Here is a 19,607-nt window from a genome sequence, read left to right on the forward strand (position 1 = left end):
CGAGGGCCGTCCCCCTCGACCGGACTTCGTGGATCGCCCACCCGCGTCAGGCGCGGGCGGCGATGTGCGCCACCAGGGGGTCAGCCCTGGGCGGCGATACGGGCGAGGCGCTGGGCCTCGTCCCGGGTGGAGCGCGCGATGGCGTCCTCGTCCACCTTCAGCAGGCGGTTGTCCGCGACGATCTGCTCGCCGTTGACGAACGACGCGGTGACCGGGGCCGCCGCGCCGAAGACGAGCGCGGTCACCGGGTCGGCGATCGAGGCGTGCGCGAGCGTGTCCAGCTTCCACAGCACCAGGTCGGCGAGCTTGCCCGCTTCCAGGGAGCCGATCTGGGAGGCCCGGCCGAGGACCTGGGCGCCACCGTACGTACCGAGGCGCAGGGCCTGACGGGCGTTCAGGGCGGCCTCGCGGTGCACCGGGTTGAGGCGGTTGATCAGCAGCGCGTTGCGCAGCTCGGTGTGGAGCTCACCGGACTCGTTGGAGGCGGTGCCGTCGACGCCGAGGCCCACCGGGACGCCGGCCTTGAGCATGTCGGGCACGCGGGCGATGCCGGCCGCGAGGCGGGCGTTGGACGACGGGCAGTGTGCCACACCGGTCTTCGTGCGGGCGAAGGCCTCGATGTCGGAGTCGTTCATGTGGACGCAGTGCGCCATCCACACGTCCTCGCCGAGCCAGCCGGTTGACTCGAAGTAGTCGGTGGGGCCCATGCCGAACAGTTCCTTGCAGAACTGCTCCTCCTCCACGGTCTCCGAGCCGTGGGTGTGCAGGCGCACGCCGAGGCGGCGCGCCAGCTCGGCACCCTGCTTGAGCAGTTCGGTGGAGACGGAGAACGGCGAGCAGGGCGCGACGGCGACCTGTGTCATGGCGTCGAAGGAGGCGTCGTGGTGCTTCTTGACGGTCTCCTCGGTGGCGGCGAGGGCTCCTTCGAGGGTCTCGACGGCGAAGTCCGGCGGCAGGCCGCCGTCCTTCTCGCTGCGGTCCATGGAACCGCGGGCCAGGGTGAAGCGGACACCCATCTCGGACGCGGCCCTGATGATGGCGCCGGACAGGTCGCCGGAGTCCTTGGGGTAGACGTAGTGGTGGTCCATGGCGGTGGTGACGCCGCCGCGGGCCATCATGCCCAGGGAGCCCTGGGCCGCCGCGTACCCCATCTGCTCGTCGATGCGCGCCCACGTCGGGTAGAGCGCGACGAGCCAGTTGAAGAGGTTGTGGTCGGTGGCCAGGCCCCGGGTGATCCACTGGTAGAAGTGGTGGTGCGTGTTGATCAGGCCGGGGGTGACGAGGTGGCCGGTGGCGTCGATGCGCCGTACGACGTTCTCCAAGCCCTCGGGGGCCTTGCCTGCTCCGATCGACTCGATCCTGTTGCCCGCGATGACGAGGTGACCCGAGGCGTACTCGGTGTCATTGGCGTCGACGGTCGCGATCGCGCAGTTCTCGATCACGATGCGCCGGGGGGCGCTCTGGGCTGCCGAAGGTGCCATGGTGCTTCCTTCTTCTGTCAGTGGCGGTGGCTGGGGGTCCCCCCTGGACGGAAGTCCCCGGGGGAGGGCACGGCAGGACCCTAGGAGGATTTGAGTGCCGGGGCCGTGTGACGGCTCCGGGTGCCGAGGTGGTGGAAGAACAGGTTGAGCAGGACCGCGACGAGCGCTCCGGCGCTGATCCCGGAGCCGAGGACGGTCTGTGCCCAGGCCGGGAACTGTGTGTAGAAGGTGGGGGCGGCCAGCGGGATGATGCCGGCTCCCAGGGCGACGGCCACCAGGATGATGTTGGAGCTGTCGTCGAGCCCGGCCTCGGACAGCGTACGGATGCCGCTGACCGCGATCGAGCCGAAGAGGACGATACCGGCGCCGCCCAGGACGGGCATCGGGACGAGCGAGACGACCGCGCCGAGCACCGGGAGGATCCCGAGGACCAGGAGCGCGCCGCCGGCGACCGCGACGACGTAGCGGCTGCGCACCCGGGTGAGGGAGACGACGCCGACGTTCTGGGCGAAGGCGGAGGTGGGGAACCCGCCGAAAACGGGGCCGATCAGGGTGGCGATGCCGTCGGTGCGCAGGCCCCGGGTGATGGTTCTCCCGTCGGTGCGGCGTTCGCAGATCTCGCCGAGGGCGAGCATTCCCGCGCTGGACTCGGTCATCAGCACCAGCATCACGATGCACAGGGAGAGGATCGCGGCCGGCTGGAACTCGGGGGCGCCGAAGGCGAAGGGCGAGGGCAGGGCCGCGACCGGCGCCTCGCTCAGGGTGGTGAGGTCGGCCATGCCGAAGGGGATCGCGGCGAGCGTGCCGATGAACAGTCCCAGCAGCAGGGCGATCTGCTTGACGAACCCCCGTCCGAAGCGCTGGAAGAGCAGGATGACGACAAGGGTGAAGGCGGCGAGCGCCAGGTACTTCATGGCACCGAAGTCGGCGGCGTGCGGGTCCCCGCCCTGGGCCCAGCTCACCGGTACGGGCATCAGGGTCACCCCGATGAGGGTGATGACCACGCCGGTGACGAGGGGCGGGAAGAAGCGGAGCAGCCGGCCGAAGAAGGGCCCGACGGCGAGGCAGAACGCTCCGGCGACCATCACGGCGCCGTAGATGGTGGGCAGTTGGTGACCGGGGGCGCTGGTCTCGGCGATGGCGAGCATCGGCGCGATACCCGCGGAGGAGGCGGCGTTGACGAACGGCAGCCGGTTCCCGGCGAAGTTCGTGGCACCGATGGTCTGCAGGATGGTGGCGAGTCCCGCGATGAGCAGGCTCGCCGCGATCAGCCGGGTCATCCCGGCGGCGTCCAGGCCGACGGCCTGGCCGATGATGAGCGGAGGGGTGACCACGCCCGCGTACATGGCGGCGATGTGCTGGAGTGCGGCGGGGACGAGCCGCGCGAAGGGAAGTTTCTCGTCCACCGGGTGGCAGGGGTTCTTCTCCGGTGGGGTGGAACACGGGCCTTCTGCTGCCGGCCCCGATGCAGGCTGTGCCATTGCTGGTCCCTCCGGTCCGGTGCCGCCCCGCCCGACTGCGGGCGGGCGGGGCGGTCATCGGCCTGGCGTCAGAGGTTGGTCATGTCGACCGGGATCTGCGGCTCCACACCGTCCCGGAGGATGGTGGCCTCGATGAGGCCGTACGGGCGGTCCGCCGCGAAGTAGACCTCGTTGTCGTTCTTCAGCCCGAACGGCTCGAGGTCCACCAGGAAGTGGTGCTTGTTCGGCAGGGAGAAGCGCACCTCGTCGATCTCCGACCGGTTGTTGATGATGCGCGAGCCCATCTGGTACAGCGTCTGCTGCAGCGACAGGGAGTAGGTCTCGGCGAAGGCCTGGAGCATGTGCTTCCTGACCTGCTCGTAGGACTTCTCCCAGTTGGGCATCCGCTGCTCGTCGTCGGTCCAGTTGAACCGCCAGCGGCCGGAGACCTGGGTGGCGAGGATGCGGTCGTACGCCTCCTGGAGGGTGGTGTACTTGTCCTTCACGTACCCCCAGAACTCCGAGTTGGTGGAGTTCATGACGACCAGGTCCTTCAGGCCGGATATGACCTGCCAGTTCTCACCGTCGTAGGTGATCTCCGTGACGCGGGTCTCCTGGCCCTTGCGGACGAAGGAGTGCTTGACCTCGTCGGCGCCGATGAACTTGGAGTTGGCGTCGGAGGTCTCGATGCGCTCCCAGGCGTACTCCTCGATGCGGATGCGCGCCCGGTGGATCGGCTCCTGCGACGTCACGAAGTGGCGGGCGAGGTGGATGCCGAACTGCTCGGCGGACTCGATGCCGTACTCCTTGGCGAACGCGTACACCGTGTTCTTGGTGGTGTCGGTCGGCAGGACGTTGGCGTTGGAGCCGGAGTAGTGGACGTCGTCCATGTCGCCGGAGAGGGCGACCGAGACGTTCAGGTCCTTGATGTGATGGGTGTCGCCGTCCCGCGTGATCTTGACGACGCGGTTCTCTGCTTTGCCGTACTGGTTCTGGCCGAGAATCGTGGGCATGTGTCTGCTAGCTCCCTCGGTAAACGGAGTAGCCGAACGGGTTGAGCAGCAGCGGTACGTGGTAGTGCTCGCCCGGCACGACGGCGAACGTGATCGCCACCTCCGGGAAGAACGCGCCGCTGTCCCTTACGCGGGGGGCGTCCTGCTGCGCCTCGGCTTGCTTCTTGTCGAAGTACGCCTCGGTCTCGAAGTCGAGACGTACGTGGGTGGTGCCTTCCGGCAGGGCCGGCAGGTCCTTGCAGCGCCCGTCCGCGTCGGTCGCCGAGCCGCCGAGCGTCACCCACTGCGCGCCGGACCCGTTGCGGGCCGACAGGGAGACGGCGACGCCCTCGGCGGGGCGGCCGACGCTGGTGTCCAGGATGTGCGTGGACACCGACGCGGTGGTCTCGGTGCTCATGCGGCGCTCTCTTCCTCTACGAGACGGGTCAGCCGGATACGGTTGATCTTGCCCAGTTCGGCGCGGACGATCTCCCGCTCCTGCTCGGGCGAGTTCCCGATCCGGTCGCGGACCGCGTCGCGCATCTGCTCGCCGGTCCTGCCGGTGGCGCAGATGAGGAAGACGTGTCCGAACTTCTCCTGGTAGGCCAGGTTCAGTTCGAGCATCTCGGCCTTGAGGTCCTCGGAGGCACCGGCCATCCCGCTCTGTTCGCGGGAGGAGGTCGGGTCACCGGGCTTCGGGCGGCCGATCGGCGGGTGCCCCGCCATCGCCTCGGCCAGGTCCTCCGCCGTCAGCTCGGCCGTGGCGGCGTCGCTGGCGAGAAGGAGGGCCTCGGTGGTGGCGTACGGGCGCTGGGCGAGCAGCTTGCTCCCCCACGCCGAGCTGGCGCACACCTCGTGCAGGGCGGCGAGCGCTTCGCTGTCCGCGGAGGTGTTGAACCGGGTGAGGCTCGCGGGGGGTTCGGGGGTCTCCCCCGAAAGGCGCTGTGTACTCGAAGTCACGGGAGCCTCCGTGGCTGTTTTCCTGTGCTTGGACGGGCTGCGGATAGCTAACGCCCTGGTGCGACGCCCCGTCAACACTTTGTTGAAACTTCGGTAAGACAAAAGCCGCCGTCCCGACATGTGGACGGCGGCCGACCGCGCAGGGTGCTCAGCTACTCACTCTTGGCCGCGTTCTCGCGGTTCAGGTAGTTGTACACGGTGAAGCGGCTGACCCCGAGCGCGCCCGCGACCGTCTCGACCCCGTGCCGGACGGAGAACGCGCCCCGTGCCTCCAGCGTACGTACGACCGCCTGTTTGGTCTTGCGGTCCAGCTCCGACAGCGGCTTCCCGTGCCGCCGCTCCATCGCCGCCAGGATGTGGTCCAGCGAGTCCGCGAGCTGCGGCAGCCGGACGGCGAGGACGTCCTCGCCCTCCCAGGCCAGCACCACGTCGTCGGCCGTGGCCTGCTCCGGGGCCAGTATCTTGGCGCCCATCGCGTCCACCAGCGGCTTCACCGCGGTGACCAGGGGGTGATCTCCCGGCTCGATCACTTGTCGTCCTCCCCGGCCGCACCGGTCGTACCGGTGGTGCCAGCCTCGCCGATCACGTTGACCTGCAACGACACCCGGGTGGCACCGGCGCCCAGGGCCTGACGGAGGAGGGCGTCGACCGCGGTGAGCACCGCGTCGGCGCCGCCTTCGGCCGTGTTGCCGAACGGGCCCACGTCCACGGCGTCCAGATCGGCCGCCTGGATGACCTCACGGGCCACCACCGCGTGGGCGGGGGCCTCGTCGAGATCGAAGGGCTCTGTCGTGAACTCCACTCTCAGTCGCTGCATGCCCCCACGTTAAGCAATCGCGGCGGCGGCGTGCGACGGACGGGGGGCCCTGGCCCGTAGAGCAGGTGACACAGGCCGACAGGGAGGGCGTACGTCATGGGAGCAGCACGCAGGGCCGGGGCGGTCCGGGGCACGGTGGCCGCGGCGGCGGCGATGGCGGCGCTGAGCGGGTCGCAGGCACCGGGAGCGGCGGCCTCGGCGTCGGGCGGGGAGACCCCGGCGGCGGCCGGGGCGAGCGTGTCCGGCGACTCGCCGTACCGCACGGAGCTGCCGCCGCTGCGGACGCCGGACGCGCCGGGCAGCCCGGACAGGGGGCGCTCGCCGGCCGGGCGGGACGCGGTCGCGGCGGCCGGCGGCTCGTTGCCGGCCACCGTGTTCGCGGCGTACCGGCGGGCGGAGGACCTGCTGAAGGGCAGCGCGCCCGGCTGCGGCCTGCGGTGGCAACTGCTCGCGGCGATCGGCCAGGTCGAGTCGGGGCACGCCCGGGGCGGCCGGGTGGGCGCGGACGGGACGACCCTGACGCCGATCCTGGGGCCGCGCCTGGACGGCAACGGGTTCGCGCTGATCCGGGACACGGACGGCGGCGCGCACGACGGGGACGCGGTGTACGACCGGGCGGTCGGGCCCATGCAGTTCATCCCCTCGACCTGGGCCCGCTGGGGCGCCGACGCGGACGGGGACGGCGACGCCGACCCCGGCAACATCCACGACGCGGCACTCGCGGCGGGACGTTACCTCTGCGCGGGCGGACGGGATCTCTCCGACCCGCACGACCTGGACCGCGCGATCCTCGGCTACAACCACTCGACCGCCTACCTGCGCACGGTCAGGGCGTGGTTCACGTACTACCTGGGAGGCCACCGGGTGGTCCCTGACCGGGCGGGGGTGACGGGGGCGCGGCCGGAGGCCCCGCCGTCGCGGACGCCCGCCCGGCCGACCGGTGACGGGGACGACGGGCGCACCGCCCCGCCCTCCCCCACGCCGTCGCGGGCGCCCGCGCCCACCCGTGCGCCGGCGCCCGCGCAGTCGTCGTCCCCGTCGTCCCCGCCGCCGTCGTCCGCTCCGGCTCCGTCGTCCGCTCCCACGTGGCCGGGAGGCTCGTCGGGCACTCCTTCGGAAGCAGTTCTTCCACTTCCGGGTCCTGGCGCCGTCCTGCCTGGTGGATCCGTGGGCAACGGTAAGGACTCGATGGTTTCCACCCCCTCCACAACTCCGGATACCGGGCGGTAATGTCGCGCTCCCCGCAGGCGTCAGGGGCCTGCGGGTGAGCGACAAGGGGCCCTCATGGCTACGGACATGCACGCACCGTCGGACGACGAACGGTGGCAGCGGGCGTGGAGCCACCGCGAGCAGCTGCTCAAGGTGGCCCGCCGCCGGTCCCTGAGCCCCGAGGACGCCGAGGACGCCGTGCACGAGGCGATGCTGCGGGCGGCGGAGCAGCCCCACCTCGACGACGAGCGCCTCGGCGCCTGGCTGACGACGGTGACCATGCGGCTGTGCGTCGACCGCCACCGGCAGGTCCACCGCGAGGCGGAGGTGCGCCGGAGCCCCAGGCTCCACGCGCCCGGCCCGGCGCCGGTCGACGAGCTGGTGTGCGACCGGGCCGAGGCGAAGTGGCTGGCCGTACGGAGCGGGGAGCTGCCCGCGCGGCAGGCGGAGGCGCTCTGGCTCAAGTCCGAGGACCTGGACGTCGGGCAGGTCGCCCACAAGATGGGCCTCAGCTACCGGACGGTCGAGTCACTGCTGGCCCGGGCCCGGCGTACGCTGCGCGACTCCCTGGCCGCCACGCTGGCCCTGGCCCTGTGGCTCTGCGGACGCGGCCGGCCTCGCGGGGTGGGCAACGCGCACATGGTGGCCGCGGCCTCGACGGCGGCCACCCTGGCCGTCGCGGGGTTCGTGGCGCCCCACGCCCACGAGTGGTCCCAGGACCGCCCCGCGTCCTCACCGGCGACGTCCGGAGCGGCGGACGCCCGCCCCGGTGACGGCGCCCGCTCGCCGTCGCCCCGGGTCTTCGGCCGACCCCGGGAGCAGGCCCCGCGGGAGCGGCGCGGCACTCCCGCCCCGGGTGGCACACCGGCGGCGGCGTCCCCCCTCCCTGGGCTGCCGCGGCCGCCCGCCGCGGACGTGCCGCCGGTCCCGGCGGTTCCCGGCCTGCCCGGCGTACCGCGCGTGCCCCAGGCGCCGGACCTGCCCGTTCCCGTCGTACCGCCCCTGCCGCCGGGGCACGTCACCACGCTGAACGCCCCGGTGCCGGACGTGGCGGCGGAGGCACCGGTGGAGGTGCCGGTGCCGGACGTGGCGGACGTACCCGACCCGCGTTCCGCCCCCGTGCCCCGCCCGTAAAAAATTCTCGGTCCCGTCGCGACGGACGGGCCGCCCCTCCCCGTAGAGCAGATGTCGGAGCTGCTCCACGGCTGAAGGGTGAACCGGATGGGTGTCGAGATCTGTGTGGAAGGACTGACGAAGTCCTTCGGCCACCAGGTCATCTGGCAGGACGTCTCGCTGACGCTGCCCGCCGGGGAGATCTCGGTCATGCTCGGCCCCTCGGGCACGGGCAAGTCCGTGTTCCTCAAGACGCTCGTGGGGCTGCTGAAGCCCGACCGCGGGTCGATCGTCATCGCGGGCCGTGACATCACACGGCTGCGCGAGCACGAGCTGTACGAGGTGCGGAAGCTCTTCGGGGTCCTCTTCCAGGACGGCGCGCTGTTCGGGTCGATGAACCTGTACGACAACATCGCCTTCCCGCTGCGGGAGCACACCCGCAAGACGGAGAGCGAGGTCCGGCGGATCGTCCTGGAGAAGATGGACATGGTCGGGCTGCTCGGGGCCGAGGAGAAGCTGCCCGGCGAGATCTCCGGCGGAATGCGCAAGCGGGCGGGGCTGGCGCGGGCGCTGGTGCTCGATCCGGAGATCATCCTGTTCGACGAGCCGGACTCCGGCCTCGACCCCGTACGCGTGGCGTACCTCAACCAGCTGATCGTCGACCTCAACGCCCAGATCGACGCGACCTTCCTGATCGTCACGCACGACATCGCCTCCGCCCGCCAGGTCCCGGACAACATCGGGCTGCTGTTCCGCCGCGAGCTGGTCATGTTCGGGCCCCGCGAGAAGCTGCTGACCAGCGACGAGCCGGTCGTACGGCAATTCCTCAACGGCCGGATGCAGGGGCCGATCGGCATGGCGGAGGAGAAGGACGCCGCGCAGGTCGCGCAGGAGCTCGCCGAGATCGACAGGTCCACCGGCGGCGACGCCGTACGGGACATGACGCCCCGCCTGCTGCCGAGCCCGGAGATCACCCGCCCGCCCCGCTGGGAAGCGATCGCGGGGCGCGAGGCCGAGCGGCCGGCCGAGCGCGGAACCGGACACGGGGCCGCCGCACACAGCGGGCGCGAGCCCCACGGCGGTCCCCCGCCGAAAGCCGAGCCCGAACCGGAGGCCGAGCCCGGCCCCGAGACCCGCCCCGCGCCCGAACCCGGAACCCTGCCCAAGACCGCGGCCCACCCCGGCCCCGAGACCGAGACCGGTACCGGGGCCGGGAGCGGGCGGGGGGCGCGGGCATGAGCCTGTCCCCCATCGGCGCCCTGCGGCACTCGGGCAGCCTGTTCGCGCTGGCGCTGGACGTGCTGCGCACACTGCCCCGGCGCCCGTTCCAGGTGCGGGAGTTCATCCAGCAGGCCTGGTTCATCGCGAGCGTGACGATCCTGCCGACCGCCCTGGTCTCCATCCCCTTCGGCGCGGTCATCGCCCTCCAGATCGGCAGCCTGACCCGGCAGCTCGGCGCCCAGTCGTTCTCGGGCGCCGCCTCCGTCCTCGCCGTACTGCGTGAGGCGTCGCCGATCGTCACCGCGCTGCTGATCGCGGGCGCGGGCGGCACCGCGATCTGCGCGGACCTCGGGGCGCGGAAGATCCGCGAGGAGATCGACGCCATGCAGGTGCTGGGCATCGACCCGATCCACCGCCTCGTCGTCCCGCGCGTCCTCGCCTCCATGGTGGTGGCGGTCCTCCTCAACGGCCTCGTCTCGGTCGTCGGTGTGGCCGGCGGTTACTTCTTCAACGTCGTGCTACAGAACGGCACGCCCGGCGCGTACCTGGCCTCCTTCACCTCCCTCGCCCAGATCTCCGACCTGTGGGTGGCCGAGCTCAAGGCCCTGGTCTTCGGGGCGATCTCGGCGATCGTCGCCTCGTACAAGGGGCTGACGGCGAAGGGCGGTCCCAAGGGCGTGGGCGACGCCGTGAACCAGGCGGTGGTGATCACCTTCATGTTGCTGTTCGTGACGAACTTCGTGATGACCGCCGTGTACTTCCAAGTCGTTCCGCAGAAGGGGTGACGGCACATGGCCCTGTTGCACCGCCTGGAGGAGCTGGGCGCCCAACTCGTCTTCTACGGCCGCTCCCTGGCCTGGACCGGCCGCACCCTGCGCCGCTACAAGAAGGAGACCCTGCGGCTGCTGGCCGAGGTGAGCTTCGGGCGCGGCGCGCTCGCGGTGGTCGGCGGAACGGTGGGCGTCATCGCGTTCCTGTCGTTCTTCACCGGCACGGAGGTGGGCCTCCAGGGGTACGCCGCGCTCAACCAGCTGGGCACGTCGAACTTCGTGGCGTTCCTCTCGGCGTACTTCAACACCCGGGAGATCGCCCCGCTGGTGGCCGGGCTGGCGCTGTCGGCCACCGTCGGGGCCGGGTTCACCGCCCAGCTGGGCGCGATGCGGATCAGCGAGGAGACGGACGCGCTGGAGGTGATGGGCGTCCCGTCGCTGCCGTTCCTCGTCACGACCCGGATGATCGCCGGTTTCGTGGCGGTGGTCCCGCTGTACGTGGTGGGGCTGCTCTCCTCGTACTTCGCCGCCCGCACCATCACCACCGGCTACTACGGGCAGTCGGCGGGCACGTACGACCACTACTTCCAGCAGTACCTGCCACCGGTGGACGTGCTGTGGTCCTTCGGCAAGGTGATCGTCTTCGCCGTCGTGGTCATCCTGGTGCACTGCTACTACGGCTACTGCGCGAGCGGCGGCCCGGCCGGTGTCGGCGTCGCGGTGGGCCGGGGCGTGCGGACGTCCATCGTCGCCATCAACGTCCTGGACTTCTTCCTCAGCCTGGCGATCTGGGGCGCCAGCACGACCGTACGGATAGCGGGGTAGGGGCCGATGCGCACATCTGTGAAACTGCGGCTGTACGGGGTGGTGTTCATCGCCGTCCTCGCCCTGCTGCTGTCGCTGTCCGTCGCCGTCTACCAGCAGGTGTTCACGCCGGTCGTGCGGATCACGCTGGAGGCCGGCACGCTCGGCAATCAGCTGGAGCCGCGCGCCGACGTCAAGCTGCGCGGGCTGCTGGTGGGCGAGGTGCGCCGGGTGCGGGCCGACGGGGAGAAGGCCACCCTCGACATCGCGCTGAAGCCGGAGCACGTCCCCCGTATCCCGGCCGACGTGCGGGCGTGGCTGCTGCCCAAGACGCTGTTCGGCGAGAAGTACGTCGACCTGGTCGCCCCGCCCGGCTCGGCGGCACGGCCCATCCGCGCCGGTGACGTCATCGGCCAGGACCGCACCGAGGCCGGCATGGAGGTGCAGCAGCTGATGAACGACCTGCTGCCGCTGCTGCGGGCCGTGCAGCCCGCCGAGCTCAACGCCACCCTCTCCGCGTTCGCCACCGCCCTGGAGGGCCGCGGCGACCGGATCGGCGACAACCTCGTACGCGTCGAGGACTACCTGAGTCGGCTGAACCCGCACATGCCGTCCATCAAGGAGAACATCTCGCGGTTCGCCGATGTGGCCGAGGTGTACGGAGACGCCGCGCCCGATCTGATGAAGATCCTGCGCAACACCGTCACCACCAGCCGCACCATCGTCGAGAAGCAGGACCAGCTGGCCGCCCTGTTCACCTCCACGGCGACCATGTCCCGCACCGCCGACGGATTCCTCGACGACAACGGCGGACGGCTCATCACCCTGGGCCGCGTCTCCCGCCCCACGCTGGCGCTGTTCGCCCGTTACGCGCCGGAGTACCCGTGCCTGCTCAAGGGCCTGGTGCGGCAGGAGGAGGCGGCGGAAGAGACCTTCAGAGGCGGAAGAATGCGCATCACCCTGGAAATCGTCCACCCCCGCCCGGGTTACGAGCCGGGTGAGGAGCCGCGCTACGCGGACCGTTCCGGCCCGGATTGCAGAGGGCTCCCCGGGCCCGGTGTCCCGGCCGGGCACACCAAACTGAACGACGGTACGCGCGAGGTGGCGGCCGGCGGGACGGCCACGGCCCCGCACCGGTCGTCCGCCACGGCGGCCGAGCAGCGGGCCGTGAGCTCGCTCGTCGCGCCCGTCATGGGCGTACCGGCCGACGAGGTGCCCTCGGTGGCGACGCTGCTGTTCGGTCCGATGGCCCGTGGGACGGCGGTGAGCGTCGTATGAGCAGCAACGCCCGGAGCACGGCGGCACCTCTGATCAAGTTCGGTGTCTTCGCGGTGGTGACGATCCTCGCCACCACGCTGCTCGCGGCCACCATCGTCAGCATCTCGTTCACTCCCGAGCACACGTACAAGGCCGTGTTCAGCGATGTCACCAGCCTGGAGGAGGGCGACGACATCCGGGTGGCGGGCGTGCGGGTCGGCGCGGTGGAGGCCATAAGGGTCAAACACGGCGCCGTGAAGGACCGGGCGCTGGCGGAGGTCACGTTCACCGTCACCCGCGACCGGCCGCTGCTGAGCGGCACCGGCGCCGTCATCCGCTACCGCAGCCTGGTCGGGCAGCGGTACATCGCGCTGACGGAAGGGGCGGGCGACGGCACCCGGTTGCCACCGGGCGGAACGATCCCGCTGTCGCGCACCCAGCCCGCCCTGGACCTCAACGCGCTGCTGAACGGGTTCAAGCCGCTGTTCGCGGCCCTCAGCCCCGAGGACGTCAACCAGCTCGCCACCGAGATCATCAAGACCCTCCAGGGCGAGGGCGGCACGGTGAACAGCCTGCTGGCGCACACGGCCTCGCTCACCACCACGCTCGCCGACCGGGACCAGCTGATCGGCTCGGTGATCGACAACCTCAACACCGTGCTGGCGACGCTCGACGAGCGCGGCGCCCGCTTCTCGGGGCTGATCGAGCAGCTCCAGCGAGTGATCTCCGGGCTGTCCGCGGACCGCAAGCCCATCGGGGAGTCCCTGGTGAACATCAACAACCTCACGGAGGCCACCTCCGGCCTCCTGGCGGACGCCCGGCCGCCGCTGAAGGCCGACATCGCCGAGCTGGCCGAGCTGACCGGAACGCTGAACGACAACGAGAAGACCGTGGAGGGCGTCCTGAAGCGGCTGCCGAACAAGCTCGACAAGCTGACGAGGACCGCCTCGTACGGCTCCTGGTTCAACTTCTACCTCTGCGACTTCGACGGCCGGATCGTGCTGCCGAAGACGCGGGAGGTCATCACCCCCGAGTTCCACGTCGCCCGGGCGAGGTGCGCGTGAAGCCCCGCATGATCCCGTTCCGCGACCGGAACCCGGTCACCATCGGCGCGGCGGGCCTGACCGCCCTCGCCCTGCTGACCGTCGCCGCGTTCAACGCCGACGATCTGCCGCTGATCGGCGACGGTGAGACGTACAGCGCGGCGTTCTCCGAGGCCGGTGGCCTCAAACCGGGCGACGAGGTGCGGATCGCCGGGGTGAAGGTCGGCAAGGTCGACGAGGTGGACCTGGACGGAGACCACGTGAAGGTGGTCTTCCGCGTCAAGGGCGAGCCCTCCTTCGGTACGAGGACGGGCGCGTCGATCCGCATCAAGACGATCCTGGGCGCCAAGTACCTGGCGCTGGAACCGAAGGGGCCGGGGCGGCTGGATCCGGACAGCGAGATCCCGCTGAGCCGGACGACCCCCGCGTACGACGTCGTGACGGCCTTCAGCGACCTGACGACCACGACCGAGCAGGTCGACACGGAGCGGCTGGCGACGGCGCTTGACACCATCTCGACCACGTTCGAGGACTCCCCCGCCGAGGTCCGCGCCTCCATCCAGGGCCTGTCGCGGATCTCTCGTACGGTCGCCTCCCGCGACCAGGCGCTGCGGGAGCTCCTCGGCCACGCCAAGGGCGTCAGCGGGGTGCTCGCCGAGCGGTCGGGCGAGTTCCGGGCGCTGGTCAAGGACGGCGACAAGCTGTTCACCGAGATCTCGAACCGGCGGGCGGCGATCCACGCCCTGCTCAAGAGCTCGGCCGCCCTGGGGATCCAGCTCTCCGGCCTGGTCAGGGAGAACAGCAAGGAGATCGGGCCCGCGCTCGCCGGCCTGAACCAGGTGGTGGCGATGCTCGAACGCAACCAGGCGAGCCTCGACCGCTCGATCAAGCTGATGGCGCCCTACGTCCGGCTCTTCACCAACACCCTGGGCAACGGCCGCTGGTTCGACAGCTACATCCAGAACATGGTCGCCGCGCCGGTGGTCCCGCGCACGGGAGGCACCTCATGAAGCTCGGGAAGGCCATGAAAGCGGTGACGGCCACGAAGCCGATGGCTGCCGTGAAGACGGTGAAGGCGGTGAAGGCGGTGAAGGCGGTGAAGGCCGTTAAAGCCGTTGAGGCCCTGAAGAGGGTGAAGGGCGTGAAGGGCGCGTGGGCCGCGAGGGCCGCGAAGTCGCGTCGCGCGGTGGCACTGGTGGTCGCCCTCGCCGTCGTCGCCGCGGGCGCCGTACTGCTGTGGCCCACGGCCGAGCCCGTCCGGATCACCGCGTACTTCCCGCGCACGGTCGGCATCTACCCCGGTTCGGACGTGCGGGTTCTGGGCGTGCGGATCGGTGAGGTCAGGACGGTCACCCCGCAGGGCGAGCGGGTACGGGTGACGCTGGAGTACGACGCCGGGCGCAAGGTGCCGGCGGGCGCGAAAGCGGCCATCATCAACTCGTCGGTCGTCAGCGACCGTTACGTCCAACTGCTGCCGGTGTACCGCGGCGGACCGGCGCTGCGGGACGGCGACGTCATCCCGGAGCACCGGACGGCCGTACCGGTCGAACTGGACCGGGTCTTCGACAGCCTGCACACGACGTCCCAGGCGCTGGGCCCGCGCGGCGCGAACAAGGACGGGTCCCTGTCCCGGCTGCTGGGCGTGAGCGCGGACAACCTCGAAGGGCAGGGGGAGAACCTGCACCGGACGGTGGAGGACCTGTCCCTGGCCGTGACGACGCTGTCGGACGGGCGGCAGGACCTGTTCTCCACCATCCGCAACCTCCAGGTGTTCACGGCGGCGCTGGCCGCCGACGACAGAAGCGTCCGGTCGTTCAACGACAGTCTGGCGGAGGTGGCCGGCCAGCTCGCCGGGGAGCGCGAGGACCTGGCGGCCGCGCTCCGGCACCTGGGGGTGGCGCTGGCGGACGTGTCCGAGTTCGTGCGGAAGAACAAGAAGTCCCTCTCCTCGAACGTGGAGGGGCTCTCCGAGGTCACCAAGGTGCTGGTGACACAGCGCGCCGCGCTGGCGGAGGTGCTGGAGGTGGCGCCCACCGGGCTGTCGAACCTCCAGAACGCCTACAACCCGTCCTCCGGGACCCTCGACACCCGTAACAATCCCGACCAGCCGCAGGACCCCGCGTCGTTGCTGTGCTCGCTGCTCAGCACGACGGGCGAGGCGAAGGCGGCGGACTGCAAGGAGCTGAGGAAGCTGTTCGCCTCCCTTCCCGAGCTCGGCCCGCCACCGGCGGTGCCCGCCGCCGGAACCGGCTCCGTCGACCGGACACTCGGCGGAATCCTGGAGGAGGACGTATGAGAGGACGTATGAGGGGCCTCCGGGTGACCGCGCTGGCGTGGTCGGCGGCCGGGTCGCTGCTGCTGACGGGCTGCGACTTCGACGGGCTGTACGACGTGGGACTGCCGGGCGGCGCGGCGGCCGGCGGTGACGCGTACCGGGTGACGGTCGAGTTCCGGGACGTCCTGGACCTGGTGCCGCAGTCGGCGGTGAAGGTGAACAACGTGACCGTCGGCGCGGTCGAGAAGGTGGAGCTGGACGGCTGGCACGCGCGCGTGCGGCTGCGCGTCGCCGGCTCGGTGAAGCTGCCGGGCAACGCGGTCGCCGAGCTGCGGCAGACCAGCATGCTCGGTGAGAAGTACGTGGCTCTCTCGGCGCCCGTGGGCGCGGCACCGGCCGGACGGCTGAAGGACGGGGCGCGGATCCCGCTGTCCCGCAGCGGCCGCAACCCGGAGATCGAGGAGGTGCTGTCCGCGCTGTCCGCGCTGCTCAACGGCGGCGGGGTGGCCCAGCTCAAGACGATCACCACGGAGCTGAACAAGGCCCTGGAGGGCCGGGAGAACCGGGTGAAGGCGCTGCTGGGCGAACTGGACACCTTCATCGGCGGGCTCGACTCGCGGCGTACGGAGATCGTCCGTGCCCTGAACGGCATCGACCGGCTCTCCAAGCGGCTGGCGGCGGAGAAGAGAACGATCGCGTCCGCCCTCGACACCGTACCGCCGGCACTGAAGGTGCTGGCCGATCAGCGGCGCAACCTGACGGCGATGCTCACCTCCCTGTCGACGCTGAGCACGACCGGCACGAAGGTGATCAACGCGTCGCGTGCCGACGTGGTCGCCAATCTGCGTGCCCTGCGGCCGGTCCTGGAGCAGCTGAACAAGGCGGGCGACGACCTGCCGAACGCGCTGGAGCTGCTGACGACGTATCCGTTCCCGCGCAACGCGGTGGACGCCATCAAGGGCGACTACGTCAACCTCAAGGTCACCGCCGATCTCGATCTGGCGAGCATCTACGGAAACCTCCGGGACGAACCGGCGGAGCCCGGCCCTCCGGGGCTCCCCGGTCTCCCGGACGCCCCGGGCCTTCCGGACGTGCCGGAGATCCCCGGTGTTCCGGACGTCCCCGAAGCCCCGGGCACCCCGGATGTTCCGGACCTCCCCGGCGTTCCGGCACCGTCGCCCGGGCCGCCGGCTCCTCCCGGGCCGCCGGACGGCGACGGTCCGCTCTGCCCGCCGGTGTGCACCGCCCGTCATGCCTCCACCGGGCCCGGCCCGGACGGGTTCCCGCCGGGCGCCGACCCCTCCCTGGCGGAGCTGATGCTCAAGGGGATGATGCTGTGATCACCCGTACGGTCAAGGCGCAGCTCGTCGCCTTCGCCACCGTGACCGCCGTGGGCGTGTCGTACGTCGGCGCCGAGTACACGGGGCTAGCCGATGCCCTCTTCGGCCGCGGCTACACCGTGAACGCCGACTTCGCGCGCTCCGGGGGCATCTTCGAAGGCGCCGAGGTCACGTACCGCGGGGTGCCGGTGGGCCGGGTCGGCGAGCTGCGGCTGACGGACGGCGACGGGGTGACGGTGGTCCTCGACATCGAGGACGGGGCACGCGTCCCCGCGGACACGCTGGCGGTGGTGGCGAACCGGTCGGCGGTCGGTGAGCAGTACGTCGACCTCCAGCCGCGCGGGTCGGAGGGGCCGTATCTGCGGGACGGCAGCACCATCGCCCGGCGGGACACGCGTGTGCCGCTGCCCGCGACGGACCTGATCGTCGGCCTGGACCGGCTGGTGAACTCCGTCGGCAAGGACGACCTGCGGATCACGGTGGACGAGCTGGGCAAGGCGTTCGCCGGCACCGGTCCGGAGCTCGGCCGGCTGGTGGACTCGGGGAACTTGCTGGTCGAGGCGGCGTCCGACTCGCTGCCCCAGACCGTCTCGCTGATCGAGGACTCGCGGACGGTCCTGAGGACCCAGGCGGACAAGGGCTCCGCCATCACGTCCTTCTCCCGGGACCTGGCGGCGCTCACCGCCGAGCTGAAGTCGAGCGACGGTGACATCCGGCGGCTGATCGGCGCCGGGGCACCGGCCGCGCAGCAGGTGAACTCGCTGCTGACGGCGGTCCGGCCCCATATGCCGGTTCTGCTGGGCAATCTCATCAGCGGCGGCCAGATCACGGTGGCCCGGCTGCCCGGGGTCGAGCAGGCCCTGATCACGTTCCCGGTGGTGGTGGCGGGCAGCTACACCGTGATCCCGGGCGACGGCACCACCCACTTCGGGCTCGTCGCGGGCCGGGACGACCCGCCGGCGTGCCGCCAGGGCTACGGGACGCAGCGCCGCGATCCGGCGGACACGAGTGAGCGGCCGGCCAACACGGACGCGCGCTGCTCGGCCCCGCGCGGCGCCGAGACGTCCGTACGCGGCGCGCAGAACGCCCCGGGGCCCTCGGGGGGCTCCCGTACGGACCGGGGAGCGGAGCCGGCGGCCCACATCACCCCGTACGACCCGGAGACCGGCAGGGCGACCGCGCCGGGCGGAGGGCTCGTCGAGATCGGCTCGACGGGCGGCGAACAGAGTGTGTTCGGAAAGGACTCGTGGCAATGGCTGCTCGTCGGACCGATGGCATGACAGGCGGACGCCTGCCGTTCGCGCGCGCGACACGGCGTCTGAGAGGGGCCGCCCGGCGGGGCAGGGCGATGCCCGCGGCGCTGGCGGTGGCGACCGTCGTGGTCACGGGCCTGTCCGGCTGGCTCAGCCTCCAGGTGTACGAGCAGCGCGCCGAGGAGCAGCGCCGCCAGGACATCCTGGCCGCGGCCCGCCAGTCGGCGCTCAACTTCACCTCGCTCGACCACCGGCACTACGAGCGGGACAGCGCGAACGTGCTGAAGGGGGCCACCGGTGAGTTCAAGGAGCAGTTCGCGGCGCAGACCGCGCAGCTGACGAAGCTGGTGGCCGCGAACAAGTCGGTGTCGGAGGGTCAGGTGCTGGAGGCGGGCCTGGTCCGTTCCGACGAGCGGTCGGCGCGCGTGCTGGTGGTCGCGGACAGCAAGGTGACGAACACCGCCGCCCCGCAGGGCCAGGCCCGCACGTACCGGCTCCAGCTCGATCTCGTCCATGAGGACGGGCGCTGGCTGACGTCCGGCGTCGAATTCGTCGGCTGAGCCGACCGAAAGGACACCTCCATGGCGAACACGAGCAGCCGGGGCCGCGGTACGGGCTCCCCGGCCCGCCGCTCCCTGTCCGCGGCAGCCCGGGCGGCCGCGAAGCGCGCCGATCGGGCCACTCCCGGGGCGGGGGTGATCTCCGGTCGCACGCTACGGGCGCGGGAGACGCCTCAGTCGCCGGCACGGGCGCGGGAACCGGACGGGGAGCCCCTGAACGGGCAGCCCCTGGACCGCAAGTCCCCGGATCGGGAGCCCCCGGACCAGGAGCTCCCGGACCGGAAGTCCCCGGACCGGAAGTCCCCGGACCGGGAGGGCCCCGACCGCCGCGAGGGCCACGACCCGGGAGCCCCCGGCCGCGAGGGCCGCGACGGGGAGGGCCCGGGGGGCTCTCCTGACGGGCCGGGCCCGGACGCGCCGGGCCGTCCCGCCGGGCGGCGGCGGTGGCGGCCCCTGCTGCTCGCCACCCTCGCGGTGCTGCTGGTGGCCGGGCTGACGGCGGCGGCGCTGCTGGCGCGGGAGTACCGGGACGGGCGGGGCGCCGAGCGGGCGCGGGCCGAGGCGGCGGCCGCCGCCCGGAAGGCGGCGCCCGTGGTCCTGTCGTACGACCACCGGCGTCTGGAGCGTGACTTCGCCGCGGCCCGGGCCCACCTCACCGGGCCGTTCCGTGACGAGTACCGCAGGACGACCACGAGCGTGGTGGCGCCGACCGCCCGGAAGTACCGGGGTGTCGTCAAGGCGACGGTGGTGGAGCCGCCGGGTGGCGGTGATCCGGCCGTGTCGGTGGTGTCGGCCTCCCGGGACCGGGTGGTGGTCCTGCTTTTCGTGAACCAGGTCACGACCAGTACCCAGGTGTCGGGTCCGCGCGTGGACCTGAACCGGGTGCGGATGAACCTGACGCTCACCTCGGGTGGCTGGAAAGTGAGCGCCGTGGACGCACTGTAGACGCGCACAACCGCAATATATCGACCCATAAGCGCCTTCCGGGCCGTCGTCCGGAAGGCGCCTTTTTTATGGACCGCTCTTGACAGCCCTCCCCCACTCCAGGCAAT

The 19,607-nt window shown here is 71.5% G+C and carries 20 protein-coding genes; 13 read left to right on the top strand and 7 right to left on the bottom strand.

Annotated elements, in window-relative coordinates:
* Positions 1–80: 80 nt before the first annotated feature.
* The 7 genes from ABD347_RS09970 to ABD347_RS10000 all read right to left on the bottom strand — a co-directional run bounded on the left by ABD347_RS09970 (position 81) and on the right by ABD347_RS10000 (position 5,710).
* Positions 81–1,481 carry an 8-oxoguanine deaminase gene (locus ABD347_RS09970; RefSeq protein ID WP_344359184.1) on the bottom strand — a complete coding sequence of 467 codons (1,401 nt, stop codon included), beginning with the start codon at positions 1,479–1,481 and terminating at the stop codon, positions 81–83.
* Between the two features lie 80 nt (positions 1,482–1,561).
* A complete protein-coding gene (locus ABD347_RS09975; protein WP_344359187.1) occupies positions 1,562–2,962 on the bottom strand; it encodes a nucleobase:cation symporter-2 family protein in 1,401 nt (466 codons plus the stop codon).
* A gap of 68 nt (positions 2,963–3,030) precedes the next feature.
* Positions 3,031–3,954, bottom strand: a complete 924-nt coding sequence (gene pucL, locus ABD347_RS09980) for a factor-independent urate hydroxylase (protein WP_189549213.1) — start codon at positions 3,952–3,954, stop codon at positions 3,031–3,033.
* A gap of 7 nt (positions 3,955–3,961) precedes the next feature.
* Complete coding sequence (gene uraH, locus ABD347_RS09985; RefSeq protein WP_344359193.1) at positions 3,962–4,351, bottom strand: hydroxyisourate hydrolase; 390 nt, start codon at positions 4,349–4,351, stop codon at positions 3,962–3,964.
* Complete coding sequence (gene uraD / locus ABD347_RS09990) at positions 4,348–4,893, bottom strand: 2-oxo-4-hydroxy-4-carboxy-5-ureidoimidazoline decarboxylase (RefSeq protein ID WP_344359196.1); 546 nt, start codon at positions 4,891–4,893, stop codon at positions 4,348–4,350. The genes uraH and uraD overlap by 4 nt, the downstream gene beginning before the upstream one ends.
* Before the next feature lie 152 nt (positions 4,894–5,045).
* Entirely contained in the window at positions 5,046–5,366 is a 321-nt protein-coding gene (locus ABD347_RS09995; protein ID WP_425575622.1) for a helix-turn-helix domain-containing protein, read from the bottom strand.
* A 53-nt stretch (positions 5,367–5,419) separates the two neighbouring features.
* On the bottom strand, positions 5,420–5,710 hold the full coding sequence (locus tag ABD347_RS10000) for a YkoF family thiamine-binding protein (protein ID WP_344359202.1): 291 nt from the start codon (positions 5,708–5,710) through the stop codon (positions 5,420–5,422).
* Positions 5,711–5,806: 96 nt separating this feature from the next.
* On the opposite strand from ABD347_RS10000, the gene ABD347_RS10005 reads away from it, so the two are divergent.
* The 13 genes from ABD347_RS10005 (at position 5,807) to ABD347_RS10065 (ending at position 19,500) form a co-directional block, all read left to right on the top strand.
* The gene (locus ABD347_RS10005) at positions 5,807–6,940 is read left to right on the top strand and encodes a lytic transglycosylase domain-containing protein (protein WP_344359205.1); all 1,134 of its coding nucleotides are present in this window, start codon (positions 5,807–5,809) and stop codon (positions 6,938–6,940) included.
* Between the two features lie 54 nt (positions 6,941–6,994).
* Complete coding sequence (locus ABD347_RS10010; RefSeq protein WP_344359208.1) at positions 6,995–8,053, top strand: RNA polymerase sigma factor; 1,059 nt, start codon at positions 6,995–6,997, stop codon at positions 8,051–8,053.
* A gap of 87 nt (positions 8,054–8,140) precedes the next feature.
* On the top strand, positions 8,141–9,271 hold the full coding sequence (locus ABD347_RS10015) for an ABC transporter ATP-binding protein (protein WP_344359211.1): 1,131 nt from the start codon (positions 8,141–8,143) through the stop codon (positions 9,269–9,271).
* Positions 9,268–10,038, top strand: coding sequence for an MlaE family ABC transporter permease (locus ABD347_RS10020; RefSeq protein WP_344359213.1), 771 nt, complete (start codon positions 9,268–9,270; stop codon positions 10,036–10,038). The genes ABD347_RS10015 and ABD347_RS10020 overlap by 4 nt, the downstream gene beginning before the upstream one ends.
* A gap of 6 nt (positions 10,039–10,044) precedes the next feature.
* Positions 10,045–10,848, top strand: a complete 804-nt coding sequence (locus tag ABD347_RS10025; RefSeq protein ID WP_344359216.1) for an MlaE family ABC transporter permease — start codon at positions 10,045–10,047, stop codon at positions 10,846–10,848.
* A 6-nt stretch (positions 10,849–10,854) separates the two neighbouring features.
* Positions 10,855–12,105 carry an MCE family protein gene (locus ABD347_RS10030; RefSeq protein ID WP_344359219.1) on the top strand — a complete coding sequence of 417 codons (1,251 nt, stop codon included), beginning with the start codon at positions 10,855–10,857 and terminating at the stop codon, positions 12,103–12,105.
* The gene (locus ABD347_RS10035; protein WP_344359221.1) at positions 12,102–13,148 is read left to right on the top strand and encodes an MCE family protein; all 1,047 of its coding nucleotides are present in this window, start codon (positions 12,102–12,104) and stop codon (positions 13,146–13,148) included. Before ABD347_RS10030 ends, ABD347_RS10035 begins: the two co-directional genes overlap by 4 nt.
* An 8-nt stretch (positions 13,149–13,156) precedes the next feature.
* A complete protein-coding gene (locus ABD347_RS10040; RefSeq protein WP_344359223.1) occupies positions 13,157–14,137 on the top strand; it encodes an MCE family protein in 981 nt (326 codons plus the stop codon).
* Between the two features lie 176 nt (positions 14,138–14,313).
* The gene (locus ABD347_RS10045) at positions 14,314–15,423 is read left to right on the top strand and encodes an MCE family protein (protein ID WP_344359842.1); all 1,110 of its coding nucleotides are present in this window, start codon (positions 14,314–14,316) and stop codon (positions 15,421–15,423) included.
* Positions 15,424–15,431: 8 nt separating this feature from the next.
* The gene (locus tag ABD347_RS10050; protein WP_344359843.1) at positions 15,432–16,742 is read left to right on the top strand and encodes an MCE family protein; all 1,311 of its coding nucleotides are present in this window, start codon (positions 15,432–15,434) and stop codon (positions 16,740–16,742) included.
* Positions 16,739–18,022: an MCE family protein gene (locus ABD347_RS10055; RefSeq protein WP_344359224.1), complete on the top strand. Its 1,284-nt coding sequence runs from the start codon at positions 16,739–16,741 to the stop codon at positions 18,020–18,022. The genes ABD347_RS10050 and ABD347_RS10055 overlap by 4 nt, the downstream gene beginning before the upstream one ends.
* A gap of 68 nt (positions 18,023–18,090) precedes the next feature.
* Positions 18,091–18,555 (top strand): hypothetical protein, encoded by a 465-nt coding sequence (locus ABD347_RS10060; protein ID WP_344359226.1) that lies wholly within the window; start codon positions 18,091–18,093, stop codon positions 18,553–18,555.
* A 21-nt stretch (positions 18,556–18,576) separates the two neighbouring features.
* Positions 18,577–19,500, top strand: coding sequence for a hypothetical protein (locus ABD347_RS10065; protein WP_344359228.1), 924 nt, complete (start codon positions 18,577–18,579; stop codon positions 19,498–19,500).
* Positions 19,501–19,607: the final 107 nt, after the last annotated feature.

The sequence above is a fragment of the Streptomyces gobitricini genome (genome assembly GCF_039532985.1).
Lineage (GTDB): Bacteria > Actinomycetota > Actinomycetes > Streptomycetales > Streptomycetaceae > Streptomyces > Streptomyces gobitricini.

Bases quoted from the DNA above. Each gene is read 5' to 3' on its own strand.
- ABD347_RS10020 (WP_344359213.1), top strand. From the start codon at position 9,268: ATGAGCCTGTCCCCCATCGGCGCCCTGCGGCACTCGGGCAGCCTGTTC.
- ABD347_RS10050 (WP_344359843.1), top strand. From the start codon at position 15,432: ATGAGGGGCCTCCGGGTGACCGCGCTGGCGTGGTCGGCGGCCGGGTCG.
- ABD347_RS10005 (WP_344359205.1), top strand. From the start codon at position 5,807: ATGGGAGCAGCACGCAGGGCCGGGGCGGTCCGGGGCACGGTGGCCGCG.
- ABD347_RS10000 (WP_344359202.1), bottom strand. From the start codon at position 5,710: ATGCAGCGACTGAGAGTGGAGTTCACGACAGAGCCCTTCGATCTCGAC.
- ABD347_RS09975 (WP_344359187.1), bottom strand. From the start codon at position 2,962: ATGGCACAGCCTGCATCGGGGCCGGCAGCAGAAGGCCCGTGTTCCACC.
- uraH (WP_344359193.1), bottom strand. From the start codon at position 4,351: ATGAGCACCGAGACCACCGCGTCGGTGTCCACGCACATCCTGGACACC.
- ABD347_RS10025 (WP_344359216.1), top strand. From the start codon at position 10,045: ATGGCCCTGTTGCACCGCCTGGAGGAGCTGGGCGCCCAACTCGTCTTC.
- ABD347_RS09995 (WP_425575622.1), bottom strand. From the start codon at position 5,366: ATGGGCGCCAAGATACTGGCCCCGGAGCAGGCCACGGCCGACGACGTG.
- ABD347_RS10040 (WP_344359223.1), top strand. From the start codon at position 13,157: ATGATCCCGTTCCGCGACCGGAACCCGGTCACCATCGGCGCGGCGGGC.
- ABD347_RS10030 (WP_344359219.1), top strand. From the start codon at position 10,855: ATGCGCACATCTGTGAAACTGCGGCTGTACGGGGTGGTGTTCATCGCC.
- ABD347_RS10035 (WP_344359221.1), top strand. From the start codon at position 12,102: ATGAGCAGCAACGCCCGGAGCACGGCGGCACCTCTGATCAAGTTCGGT.
- ABD347_RS10065 (WP_344359228.1), top strand. From the start codon at position 18,577: ATGGCGAACACGAGCAGCCGGGGCCGCGGTACGGGCTCCCCGGCCCGC.
- ABD347_RS10015 (WP_344359211.1), top strand. From the start codon at position 8,141: ATGGGTGTCGAGATCTGTGTGGAAGGACTGACGAAGTCCTTCGGCCAC.
- ABD347_RS10060 (WP_344359226.1), top strand. From the start codon at position 18,091: ATGCCCGCGGCGCTGGCGGTGGCGACCGTCGTGGTCACGGGCCTGTCC.
- ABD347_RS10010 (WP_344359208.1), top strand. From the start codon at position 6,995: ATGGCTACGGACATGCACGCACCGTCGGACGACGAACGGTGGCAGCGG.
- pucL (WP_189549213.1), bottom strand. From the start codon at position 3,954: ATGCCCACGATTCTCGGCCAGAACCAGTACGGCAAAGCAGAGAACCGC.
- ABD347_RS09970 (WP_344359184.1), bottom strand. From the start codon at position 1,481: ATGGCACCTTCGGCAGCCCAGAGCGCCCCCCGGCGCATCGTGATCGAG.